We start from the raw sequence: 12,080 nt of genomic DNA, 5'->3' as shown, positions 1-12,080 counted from the left end.
TCCTTTCGGGAGGGGAGGTCAGGAGATGCCGACCGCGCGGGCCCAGTCCTGGAGGGCGCGGGTGACGGGAGAAAGCAGGCCGAGCGGATCGCCCGGGGACGTGCGCACGGTCAGCGGGTAGTTGGCGGGCGCGCCGGCGATGGGGACGAACGTGACGCCATGCCAGTCGCCGAGGCCGACCGTCTGCGGGACGAGCGTGACCCCGCCGCCGGCGGCGACCAGGCCGAGCATCGCCTGCTCGCTGGACAGGTAGGAGGCGACCCGCATGGGGGCGCCCGCCTGGAGGAAGGTGCTGGCCATCAGGTCGAACGCGATCGGCGCCACCTCCCGGCGGAAGGTGATGATCGGCTCGCGCACGATCTCGTCGATCGTCGCCTCCTCGCGCGACGCCAGCGGGTGGCCGGACGCGACGGCGACGACGAACCGCTCCCGGAACGCCACGCGCTCCTCCTCGCGGTCGTCGCCGAAATCGCGCACGAGGCACACGTCGATGTCGCCGTTGTCGAGGGCCCGCAGGAGCGGGGCGCTGTATCCGTCGGAGACGACCACGGCGAAGTCCTCGAGCACGCCGAGCGCGCTCGTGACGAGGTGGGGAAACGCCGAGCTGGCCGCGCCCAGGCGGATCCGCGGCTTGGCGTCCCCCGCCTTCGCCGCCGCCACGAGCTGCGGCAGCGACTCGGCGCGGCGCCGCATCTCGACGGCCTCCGGGAACAGCGCGACCGCCGCGGCCGTGGGGGTGACCTCCCGCCCGCCGCGGTCGAAGAGCTGCGCGCCCAGCTGGCGCTCGAGCGCCGCGATCGCCTGGGAGACCGGGGACTGCTTCAGGTCCAGCACCTGGGCGGCCTTCGTGAAGCTCCGCTCCGTGTAGACCGCCACGAAGCACCGCAGCTGCTTGAGGGTGATCTCGCTCATCGACGTGGCGGCGCTCAGGCAAAACGCGCGGGCGAAAACGCGCTGAGGTCGTGGGCCTGCGGCGCCCCGGTCACGAACGCGGCGAGCGCGGATCCGTACGCGGGGATGAGCTTGAATCCGTGGCCCGAGAACGCCGTGCCGACCACGATGCGCTCGCTCACGCGCCCGAGGATGGGGCGCTTGTCCGCCGTGAAGATGTCGCAGTGCAGGGACTCGCGCGCGATGTGCGGCGGGAGGCCCCCGACCAGGCGATGCACGTCCCGCGCGATGCGGTGGCGGTCCTCGGGCGCGAGCTCGCGCGGGAGCTCGGAGCGATCGGCGATGGCGCCGAAGCGGGCGTCGTATCCGGCCTTGACGAGGGATCCGTCGAGCGTGGGAGCCCCGAAGATGTGGACGTCGCCCTGGTCGCGGATGAACGCGGGGAAGACGTCGGGGGCAAAGTCGGCGGGGTTCTCCGGGCAGAACCAGGTCAGCGCGATCGGCAGGATCTGCATGTGGGGCGCGAGGTCCGGCAGGAGCCCGCCGGAGGTGATGCCGGACGTGACGACGACCCTGTCCGCGCGGAGCTCCTCCCCCGACGCGAGGCGGACCCGCACCCCGTGCGCGTCCTCGTCGATGGCCGCCACGCGCTGGTTGCCGCGCAGGTCGGCGCCCGCGAGGCGGGCCCGGCGCTGAATCTCCGAGATCGCCGCCTCGGGGCGCAGCACGCCGCCGAGGAGGTCGAGGACGCCGATCTCGTCGGTCAGGTCGCTGTGCTGCGGGTAGCGACGGCGGAGCTCCTCCGTGTCGAGCACCTCGTGCGCCAGCCCGGCGTGCGCGAGCGAGCGCTGCACCTGCTCCATCTGCGGCGCGGCCGCGGATCCGATCGACAGCACGCCCGTCTCGTGAAACAGTCGGCGCCCGCCCGCCTGCTCGAGCTCGAGCCAGGCGGCGCGCGACTCCAGCAGGAGCGGCACGTAGTCGGCGCCCTCGTGGTACGCGGCGCGGAACAGGCGCGATTCGCCCGAGTAGGCCCCGCGCGTGTGGATCAGATCGTCGGCCTCCAGGCCGATGACGGCGAGGCCCTGCTCGGCGAGCTTCGCGGCCGCGAAGGATCCGGCGCCGCCTAGGCCGATGACGATGACAGTTTCAGGCATGAGAGCACATTAGGGAGGGTTCCGCGCGCATTGCAAGACAGTTAACGTATACGAAATACAAGTCGTGAGACGTTAGCTAAATGAGCGCGGAGCGGCCGCGCACCCGGAGGACCCCATGGAGACCACCCCGACCGCCCTCGTCACCGGCGCCTCGCGTGGCATCGGGCGGGCCATTGCCGCCGCCCTGGCCCCCACGCACCGCGTGCTCGTCGGCGCGCGCACCCGGGAGGCCGCCGCTGACGCGCTGCGCGCGATCCCCGGGTCCGCGCCGTTCATCGCCGACCTCGCCGACGAGGATGAGCTGGCGCGGGCCGTGGCGGCCGCGGGGATCGAGCGCCTCGACGTGCTCGTGCACAGCGCCGGCGTGGCGGACGAGCGGCGGTTCGCCGAGTTCACGCGTCAGGACTGGCGGGACTCGTTCGAGACCAACGTGTTCGCGGTCGCCGATCTCACCTCGCGCCTCCTGCCCGCGCTGACCGCCGCCCGCGGCACGATCGTCATGATCAACTCGGGCTCGGGGCTCATGAGCTACCCGCACGGATCCGTCTACACGGGCACGAAGTTCGCGCTCCGCACCCTCGCCGACTGCCTCCGCGAGGAGCTTCGCGCCGACGGCGTGCGCGTCACGTCCCTCCACCCCGGCTTCGTGAAGACCGACATGGGAGAGCGCCTACGCGAAGAGGCCGGGCGATCGGGCGGCGGCGCGGACACCTATCTAGATCCGCAGGAGCTCGCGGACGCCGTGCGATACGCGATCTCGGCACCGACCAACGCGCAGGTCGAGACGATCGTGCTGCGCCCCCGCCTCCCCGCACCCCCTCGGCGCTGACGGTGCGTGGGACGCGAAGAGGCCCGGATCCGCAGGTGCCTGCGGATCCGGGCCTCTCGCCCGCCGTGTCGGGTCAGTGTGTCGGGATCAGAAGTCCCAGTCCTCGTCCTCGGTGGACACGGCCTTTCCGATGACGTACGACGAGCCCGACCCCGAGAAGAAGTCGTGGTTCTCGTCGGCGTTCGGCGAGAGCGCGGAGAGGATCGCAGGGTTCACGTCCGTGACGCTCGAGGGGAACATGGCCTCGTAGCCGAGGTTCATGAGCGCCTTGTTGGCGTTGTAGTGCAGGAACTTCTTGACGTCCTCGGTCAGGCCGACGGTGTCGTACAGGTCCTGCGTGTACTGCACCTCGTTGTCGTAGAGCTCGTACAGCAGCGAGAACGTGTAGTCCTTGAGCTCGTCGCGCTTGGCCTGGTCGACCTTCTCGAGGCCCTTCTGATACTTGTAGCCGATGTAGTACCCGTGCACGGCCTCGTCGCGGATGATGAGGCGGATCAGGTCGGCCGTGTTCGTGAGCTTCGCGTGGCTCGACCAGTACATCGGGAGGTAGAACCCGGAGTAGAACAGGAAGCTCTCGAGCAGGGTCGAGGCGACCTTGCGCTTGAGCGGCTCGTCGCCCCGGTAGTACTCCATGACGATCTGGGCCTTCTTCTGCAGGTTCTCGTTCTCCACGGACCAGCGGAAGGCGGCGTCGATGTCGGGGGTGTTGCTGAGCGTCGAGAAGATCGACGAGTAGCTCTTGGCGTGCACCGACTCCATGAACGCGATGTTCGTGTACACGGCCTCCTCGTGCGGCGTCGTCGCGTCGGGGATCAGCGACACGGCGCCGACCGTCGCCTGCACGGTGTCGAGCAGGGTCAGGCCCGTGAACACGCGCATCGTGAGGCGCTGCTCCTCCTCGGTGAGCGTGTTCCACGACTGGACGTCGTTCGACAGCGGCACCTTCTCGGGCAGCCAGAAGTTGCTCGTGAGGCGGTTCCACACCTCGACGTCCTTGTCGTCCTGGATACGGTTCCAGTTGATCGCCTGGACGTGATCCAGGAGCTGAAGCTTTTCAGTCATCGCGTGAAGTTCTCTCAGATTCTCGGGACGGCGGCGTCACAGCGTGCAGCTGACGCAGCCCTCCACCTCAGTGCCCTCGAGCGCCATCTGGCGAAGGCGGATGTAGTAGATCGTCTTGATGCCCTTGCGCCAGGCGTAGATCTGCGCGCGGTTGATGTCGCGGGTCGTCGCCGTGTCCGGGAAGAAGAGCGTGAGCGAGAGTCCCTGGTCCACGTGCTGCGTCGCCGCGGCGTACGTGTCGATGACCTTCTCGTAGCCGATCTCGTACGCGTCCTGGTAGTACTCCAGGTTGTCGTTCGTCATGAACGGCGCCGGGTAGTACACGCGGCCGAGCTTGCCCTCCTTGCGGATCTCGATCTTCGACGCGATCGGGTGGATCGAGCTCGTCGAGTTGTTGATGTACGAGATCGACCCGGTCGGCGGGACGGCCTGGAGGTTCTGGTTGTAGAGCCCGTGCTCCTGGATCGCGGCCTTGAGGTCGACCCAGTCGGCCTGTGTCGGGATGTGGTGGCCCGCGAACAGCTCGCGCACGCGCGCGGTGGCGGGCGCCCACTCGGCGTCGATGTACTTGTCGAAGAACGCGCCCGACGCGTACGTCGAGTTCTCGAAGCCCTCGAACGTCTCGCCCCGCTCCCGCGCGATGGCGTTCGACGCGCGCAGCGCGTGGAACAGCACCATGTAGAAGTAGATGTTCGTGAAGTCGACGCCCTCGTCGGATCCGTAGAAGATCCGCTCGCGCGACAGGTAGCCGTGCAGGTTCATCTGGCCGAGGCCGATCGCGTGCGAGCGGTCGTTGCCGTCCTCGATCGAGCGCACCGACGTGATGTGGCTCTGGTCGCTGACCGCGGTCAGGGCGCGGATCGAGGTCTCGACCGTGCGGGCGAAGTCGGGCGAGTCCATCGCGAGCGCGATGTTCAGCGACCCGAGGTTGCAGCTGATGTCCTTGCCGATCTGGTCGTACGACAGGTCGACGTTGAGGGTCGTCGGCGTGTTGACCTGCAGGATCTCGCTGCAGAGGTTCGACATGTTGATTCGGCCCGCGATCGGGTTCGCGTCGTTGACCGTGTCCTCGAACATGACGTACGGGTAGCCGGACTCGAACTGGATCTCCGCGATCGTCTGGAAGAACTTGCGCGCGTTGATCTTGGTCTTCTTGATGCGCGGGTCGTCGACCATCTCGCGGTACTTCTCCGTGACGGAGATGTCGCCGAAGGGCAGGCCGTAGACCCGCTCGACGTCGTACGGCGAGAAGAGGTACATGTCCTCGTCGTTCTTCGCGAGCTCGAACGTGATGTCCGGGATCACGACGCCGAGGGACAGCGTCTTGATGCGGATCTTCTCGTCCGCGTTCTCGCGCTTCGTGTCGAGGAAGCGCATGATGTCGGGGTGGTGCGCGTTGAGGTACACCGCGCCCGCGCCCTGGCGCGCGCCGAGCTGGTTGGCGTAGCTGAAGCTGTCTTCGAGCAGCTTCATGACGGGGAGGATCCCGCTCGACTGGTTCTCGATCTGCTTGATCGGGGCGCCGGCCTCACGGATGTTCGACAGGAGCAGGGCGACGCCGCCGCCGCGCTTGGACAGCTGCAGCGCCGAGTTGATGCCGCGCGCGATCGACTCCATGTTGTCTTCGATGCGCAGCAGGAAGCAGCTGACGAGCTCGCCGCGCTGGGCCTTTCCGGCGTTGAGGAACGTCGGCGTCGCCGGCTGGAAGCGCCCGGACAGGATCTCGTCGACGAGCTTCCACGCCAGGTCCTCGTCGCCGTCCGCGAGGGCGAGGCCGGTCATGACGACGCGGTCCTCGAAGCGCTCGAGGTAGCGCTTGCCGTCGAAGGTCTTGAGCGTGTAGCTCGTGTAGTACTTGAACGCGCCGAGGAACGTCTCGAAGCGGAACTTCTTCGCGTAGGCGAAGTCGTTCAGGCGCTCGACGAAGGAGAAGTCGTACTTCTCGATGACCTCGCCCTCGTAGTACTCCTTCTCGACCAGGTAGTCGAGGCGCTCGCGGAGCGAGTGGAAGAAGACGGTGTTCTGGTTGACGTGCTGCAGGAAGTACTCCCGCGCAGCGCGCTTGTCGGCGTCGAACTGAATCTGGCCGTCGGCGTCGTAGAGGTTGAGCATCGCGTTGAGGGAGTGGTAGTCCAGCCCCTCGAACGCCGCGTTGTGCTTGTAGTCCACCAGCTGCGTGGTCACTGCTGCTTCCACCATTTTTCCAATCCCTCGCTCACGCGGAGCACGTCGTCGGGTGTGCCAAAGAGTTCGACCCGGTCTAAGTGCGGCACGCGGCACTTCCGGCTAATGATGTCTCCGGCGATGCAGTACGCCTCGCCGAAGTTGGTGTTTCCCGTGGAGATGACCCCGCGGATCCACCGGCGGTTGTTCTCGTCGTTCAGAAAGCGGATGACCTGCTTCGGCACCGCGCCCTCTCCGTTGCCCCCACCGTAGGTCGGGAGCACGAGCACGAACGGCTCGTTTACCTCGAGCGGACCGTCGCCCCGAAAGAGGGGGATGCGCGCGGAGCGCATCCCCAGCTTCTCGACGAAGCGAGCCGTGTTGCCCGACACGCTCGAGAAGAAGACCACGAGCGGGGCGGACGTGCGGCCCGCCTCCGCGGATGCGGAACCGGGCCGGGCGGGCAGCGAGGGCGTCGCTGTCGCGGACATGATCGTTTCCTCTCTCGCCGCGTCAGCGACGGATCAGACGAGGCGAGCGGCGAGCTCGTCGATCTTGTCGGGACGGAAGCCCGACCAGTGCTCCTCGTCGGCGACGACGACGGGCGCCTGCAGGTAGCCGAGCGACTTGACCTGCTCGAGCGCCGCGGCGTCCTCGGAAACGTCGGTCACCTGGTACTCGATACCCTTCGCGTCGAGCGCGCGGTAGGTCGCGTTGCACTGCACGCAGGACGGCTTGCTGTAGACCGTGATCGCCATGGTTTCCCCTCCAGAAGCTAGGTGTGTCCAGCGGTGCGCCGCCGGGACCTCAATACTACATATAGGTGCTCCCCTCCGGGGTCACCACAAGGGCTAGTAGTTACACACGTGTCATTTTCCACCGCTTTCCCCGCCGCGTCCACAGGGTTATCCACCGATTCGTGCACAGGATCCGCCGAAGCGGCACCCGTCGCGATCGGCACCACCGCGCGGTTCCGCCCCCGCGAAGGGGCCGGCTTTCCACACCCCGGACGCTACGCGGGGCCACCGACATCGGAATCCTGCGCATCCGCTCCGACGGCGTGTCGCGCCCGACCGGCCGGGCGCGGCGGCGCTCGTAGGCTGAGCGCATGACCGCCGCGTTCGATCCGACCACCCACCTCCCCGCCGAGCTCATCGAGCGGATCCGCGCCCGCGCGGCCGCCGTCGACCAATCCGGGTCCTTCTCTCACGAGGACCTCGCGGACCTCGCGTCGGCCGGGTACCTCCGGATCCTCGTGCCCGCAGACCGTGGCGGGGCCGGGCTCACCCTCCCGCAGGCGTCGATTCTCCAGCAGCGCCTCGCGACTGCCTCGCCGTCCACCGCGCTCGCGGTCAACATGCACCTCGTGTGGACGGCCGTCGCGCGGCAGCTCGCGGCCCAGAGCGATGATGCCCTCGCGTTCGTCCTCGACGGCGCGGCCCGCGGCGAGATCTTCGCGTTCGGCATCAGCGAGCCCGGCAACGACCGCGTGCTCTTCGACAGCCGCACCGCCGCGCGCCCGCTACCGGGAGGCGGATACTCCTTCACCGGGACGAAGATCTTCACCTCCCTCGCGCCCGTGTGGACGTCCCTCGGCCTGCACGGCCGCGACGACAGCAACCCCGACGCCCCCGCGCTCGTGTTCGCCTTCGTCGGGCGCGGGCCGGCGATCGAGACCCGCGACGACTGGGACGTGCAGGGCATGCGGGGCACGCAGAGCCGCACGACTGTGCTGACCGGCGCCGAGGCGGCGGCGGATCGCGTCGTGCGCCGCGTGCTCGACGGCCCCGATCCCCTCCAGGTCGCGATCTTCGCCGCCTTCGAGTTGCTCGTCGCGTCCGTCTACACGGGCCTGGCGCGTCGCGCGCTGGAGCTCGCTGTGGACGCGGCGCGCGCACGCCCCGGGCGCGCGGGCGCGTCCGCGCGCAGCGAGGATCCGCTCGTGCGCGCGCGAATCGGCGACATGGCGATCGCGTACGACGCGCTGCCGCTCGCGCTCGCCACGCTCACGGCGGACGTCGAGGCGGGGGCCGACCACGGCGCCGCGACCTTCCGCCTGCTGGCGGGGATGAAGGACCGCGCCGCCTCGACCGCGCTCCGTGTCGTCGAGGACGCGCTGCTGGTCGCGGGCGGCGGAGCGTACCGGCGCGGGCACGAGCTCGAGCGGATCTCCCGCGACGTGCGCGCCGGAGCTTTCCACCCGTCGTCGCCCGACGCCGCCCGCGAGACGGCGGCGGCCTCCTGGATCGACGTCTGTTCCTAGACGCGCGAAAGGGCCCGCGAAGCGTCTCTGCGCGTCAGCGCGGAGTCGGTTCGCGGGCCCTTTCGCCCGGCGGGCGCGTCCGCACGCCCAGAGAAATGCAAAAGGGCCGCCCAGCGTTGGGCGGCCCTTTCGACCAAGTGAAGTCCGGCGGCGACCTACTCTCCCACACCGTCCCCGGTGCAGTACCATCGGCGCTGAGAGGCTTAGCTTCCGGGTTCGGAATGAGACCGGGCGTTTCCCTCTCGCTATAACCACCGAAACACCTACCAACCACACACCCCAAAAGGCGCGGGTAAACCTGTGTTTCAACAGCACAACACTGTTTACTTATCACCAGCCCCCAGAGCACAACCGTACCCTGAGAACCACAAAGTGGACGCGAACAACATCAAAAGACGAAGTGTTATCAAGTCATCGGCTTATTAGTACCAGTCAGCTACACGCATTACTGCGCTTCCACATCTGGCCTATCAACCCAGTAGTCTGCTGGGAGCCTCTCCACCCGAAGGTGATGGAAGTCTCATCTTGAGGCCGGCTTCCCGCTTAGATGCTTTCAGCGGTTATCCATCCCGAACGTAGCCAACCAGCGATGCTCCTGGCGGAACAACTGGCACACCAGAGGTTCGTCCAACCCGGTCCTCTCGTACTAGGGTCAGATCCTCTCAAACTTCCTACGCGCGCAGCGGATAGGGACCGAACTGTCTCACGACGTTCTAAACCCAGCTCGCGTACCGCTTTAATGGGCGAACAGCCCAACCCTTGGGACCTACTCCAGCCCCAGGATGCGACGAGCCGACATCGAGGTGCCAAACCATGCCGTCGATATGGACTCTTGGGCAAGATCAGCCTGTTATCCCCGAGGTACCTTTTATCCGTTGAGCGACAGCGCTTCCACAAGCCACTGCCGGATCACTAGTCCCGACTTTCGTCCCTGCTCGACCTGTCAGTCTCACAGTCAAGCTCCCTTGTGCACTTACACTCGCCACCTGATTGCCAACCAGGTTGAGGGAACCTTTGGGCGCCTCCGTTACTCTTTGGGAGGCAACCGCCCCAGTTAAACTACCCACCAGGCACTGTCCCTGAACCGGATCACGGTCCGAAGTTAGATATCCCGAGTGACCAGAGTGGTATTTCAACAACGACTCCACAACCACTAGCGTGATCGCTTCACAGTCTCCCACCTATCCTACACAAGCCACACAGAACACCAATACCAAGCTGTAGTAAAGGTCACGGGGTCTTTCCGTCCTGCTGCGCGTAACGAGCATCTTTACTCGTAATGCAATTTCGCCGAGTTCGTGGTTGAGACAGTTGGGGAATCGTTACGCCATTCGTGCAGGTCGGAACTTACCCGACAAGGAATTTCGCTACCTTAGGATGGTTATAGTTACCACCGCCGTTTACCGGGGCTTAAATTCAGAGCTTCACCCGAGGGTTAACCCTTCCTCTTAACCTTCCGGCACCGGGCAGGCGTCAGTCCGTATACATCGTCTTGCAACTTCGCACGGACCTGTGTTTTTAATAAACAGTCGTTCCCCACTGGTCTCTGCGGCCCACACACCCTTTCGAAAGCAAGTTTCTATAAGTGCTGGGCGCCCCTTCTCCCGAAGTTACGGGGCCATTTTGCCGAGTTCCTTAACCACGATTATCTCGATCTCCTTAGTATTCTCTACCTGACCACCTGAGTCGGTTTGGGGTACGGGCAGCTAGAACCTCGCGTCGATGCTTTTCTCGGCAGCATAGGATCACCCACTTGATACGCATCACGTCTCAGCCACATGAACCACGGATTTGCCTATGGTTCGGCCTACACGCTTACACTGGACACCATCTGCCAGCTGGGCTACCTTCCTGCGTCACACCTGTTAATACGCTAACCGCACCAGCATGGGGTCGTGCGCTAGGCCACCCGGTGCCACCCGAAGGTGACGATGGATGGATTCGGGCACTTAGCACCACTGGATTAGCTTGGGCGGTTCTTCGCCGGTACGGGAATATCAACCCGTTGTCCATCGACTACGCCTGTCGGCCTCGCCTTAGGTCCCGACTTACCCAGGGAAGATTAGCTTGACCCTGGAACCCTTGGTCTTCCGGAGGACGTGTTTCTCACACGTCATTCGCTACTCATGCCTGCATTCTCACTCGTGTGCCATCCACGGCTGGATCACTCCGCCGCTTCACCCGGCACACGACGCTCTCCTACCCATCAACACGACTGAACCACGAAGGCTTGTCGATAGTGTCAATGCCACAACTTCGGTGGCGTGCTTGAGCCCCGCTACATTGTCGGCGCGGAATCACTTGACCAGTGAGCTATTACGCACTCTTTCAAGGGTGGCTGCTTCTAAGCCAACCTCCTGGTTGTCTAAGCAACTCCACATCCTTTCCCACTTAGCACGCGCTTAGGGACCTTAGATGGTGGTCTGGGTTGTTTCCCTCTCGACGATGAAGCTTATCCCCCACCGTCTCACTGCTGCGCTCTCACTTACCGGCATTCGGAGTTTGGCTGACGTCAGTAACCTGTTGGGGCCCATCGGCCATCCAGTAGCTCTACCTCCGGCAAGAAACACGCAACGCTGCACCTAAATGCATTTCGGAGAGAACCAGCTATCACGAAGTTTGATTGGCCTTTCACCCCTATCCACAGCTCATCCCCTCAGTTTTCAACCTAAGTGGGTTCGGCCCTCCACGACGTCTTACCGTCGCTTCAGCCTGGCCATGGATAGATCACTTCGCTTCGGGTCTAGGACACGCGACTGAATCGCCCTATTCAGACTCGCTTTCGCTACGGCTACCCCACCCGGGTTAACCTCGCCACGTATCACTAACTCGCAGGCTCATTCTTCAAAAGGCACGCCGTCACCCCAACAAGGAGGCTCCGACGGTTTGTAAGCAAACGGTTTCAGGTACTATTTCACTCCCCTCCCGGGGTACTTTTCACCTTTCCCTCACGGTACTTGTCCGCTATCGGTCATCTGGGAGTATTTAGGCTTATCAGGTGGTCCTGACAGATTCACACGGGATTTCACGGGCCCCGTGCTACTTGGGATACACACCACCGCAGAACACGCATGTCGACTACGAGACTGGCACTCTCTCTGGTCCGGCTTTCAAACCGATTCGTCTATACGCTTCTGTACGGCCACCACAACGGCAGTCATGATAGGCATGTCCCACAACCCCGCACGTGCAACGCCTGCCGGCTCTCACACACGCACGGTTTAGCCTCATCCGCTTTCGCTCGCCACTACTCACGGAATCACTGTTGTTTTCTCTTCCTGTGGGTACTGAGATGTTTCACTTCCCCACGTTCCCTCAACCCGCCCTATACATTCAGGCGGGAGTCACCAGAACACAAAAGCGTCTGGCGGGGTTTCCCCATTCGGAAATCCTCGGATCACAGCCCGCTTATCGGCTCCCCAAGGCTTATCGCAGATTGCTACGTCCTTCTTCGGCTCCAGATGCCAAGGCATCCACCGTTTGCTCTTAAAGACTTGAAATCACATGAGCCACAAACAGAAAAAATCTATTCATGTTCGCTTCTTTAAGATGCTCGCGTCCACTGTGTAGTTCTCAAAGTACGGGTGCACCCCACCCACACACCCCAAAAGGAGCATGCAGCATGAGGGCAGAAAACCCAGTCACCAAAAGGCGGCTGAGCCTTCAGGACCCAACAACGTGCATAGCCCGACCAGCCCCACGATCCGCTTTCCCA

The 12,080-nt window shown here is 64.7% G+C and carries 8 protein-coding genes and 2 rRNA genes; 2 read left to right on the top strand and 8 right to left on the bottom strand.

Annotated elements, in window-relative coordinates; all coding sequences use genetic code 11:
* Window positions 1–18 precede the first annotated feature (18 nt).
* Both GJQ66_RS01850 and solA read right to left on the bottom strand, forming a co-directional pair.
* Window positions 19–912: a LysR family transcriptional regulator gene (locus tag GJQ66_RS01850; protein WP_155047663.1), complete on the bottom strand. Its 894-nt coding sequence runs from the start codon at window positions 910–912 to the stop codon at window positions 19–21.
* A gap of 14 nt (window positions 913–926) precedes the next feature.
* On the bottom strand, window positions 927–2,048 hold the full coding sequence (gene solA / locus GJQ66_RS01845; protein ID WP_155047662.1) for an N-methyl-L-tryptophan oxidase: 1,122 nt from the start codon (window positions 2,046–2,048) through the stop codon (window positions 927–929).
* A 115-nt stretch (window positions 2,049–2,163) separates the two neighbouring features.
* Between solA and GJQ66_RS01840 the strand changes: the two genes are divergently transcribed.
* Window positions 2,164–2,877: an SDR family oxidoreductase gene (locus GJQ66_RS01840; RefSeq protein ID WP_155047661.1), complete on the top strand. Its 714-nt coding sequence runs from the start codon at window positions 2,164–2,166 to the stop codon at window positions 2,875–2,877.
* Window positions 2,878–2,964: 87 nt separating this feature from the next.
* On the opposite strand, the gene nrdF is transcribed toward GJQ66_RS01840, so the two are convergent.
* The 4 genes from nrdF to nrdH are packed head-to-tail and all read right to left on the bottom strand — an operon-like array spanning window position 2,965 to window position 6,860.
* A complete protein-coding gene (gene nrdF, locus GJQ66_RS01835) occupies window positions 2,965–3,939 on the bottom strand; it encodes a class 1b ribonucleoside-diphosphate reductase subunit beta (protein ID WP_155047660.1) in 975 nt (324 codons plus the stop codon).
* Window positions 3,940–3,975: 36 nt separating this feature from the next.
* Window positions 3,976–6,138, bottom strand: coding sequence for a class 1b ribonucleoside-diphosphate reductase subunit alpha (nrdE, locus tag GJQ66_RS01830; RefSeq protein ID WP_155047659.1), 2,163 nt, complete (start codon window positions 6,136–6,138; stop codon window positions 3,976–3,978).
* On the bottom strand, window positions 6,120–6,593 hold the full coding sequence (gene nrdI / locus GJQ66_RS01825; RefSeq protein WP_155047658.1) for a class Ib ribonucleoside-diphosphate reductase assembly flavoprotein NrdI: 474 nt from the start codon (window positions 6,591–6,593) through the stop codon (window positions 6,120–6,122). The genes nrdE and nrdI overlap by 19 nt, the downstream gene beginning before the upstream one ends.
* Window positions 6,594–6,626: 33 nt before the next feature.
* Window positions 6,627–6,860, bottom strand: coding sequence for a glutaredoxin-like protein NrdH (gene nrdH / locus GJQ66_RS01820; RefSeq protein WP_155047657.1), 234 nt, complete (start codon window positions 6,858–6,860; stop codon window positions 6,627–6,629).
* 350 nt (window positions 6,861–7,210) lie between these two features.
* On the opposite strand from nrdH, the gene GJQ66_RS01815 reads away from it, so the two are divergent.
* Window positions 7,211–8,365 carry an acyl-CoA dehydrogenase family protein gene (locus GJQ66_RS01815; RefSeq protein WP_155047656.1) on the top strand — a complete coding sequence of 385 codons (1,155 nt, stop codon included), beginning with the start codon at window positions 7,211–7,213 and terminating at the stop codon, window positions 8,363–8,365.
* 142 nt (window positions 8,366–8,507) lie between these two features.
* Here GJQ66_RS01815 and rrf read toward each other — a convergent pair.
* A 5S ribosomal RNA gene (gene rrf, locus GJQ66_RS01810) occupies window positions 8,508–8,624 on the bottom strand.
* A 143-nt stretch (window positions 8,625–8,767) separates the two neighbouring features.
* Window positions 8,768–11,865 (bottom strand): 23S ribosomal RNA (locus GJQ66_RS01805).
* Window positions 11,866–12,080: the final 215 nt, after the last annotated feature.

Origin of the sequence: Microbacterium sp. ZXX196 (assembly GCF_009709595.1) — a bacterium.
GTDB lineage: Bacteria > Actinomycetota > Actinomycetes > Actinomycetales > Microbacteriaceae > Microbacterium > Microbacterium excoecariae.
Note: the sequence above shows the minus strand (reverse complement) of the source record. Positions and strands in the feature narration are given on the sequence as shown.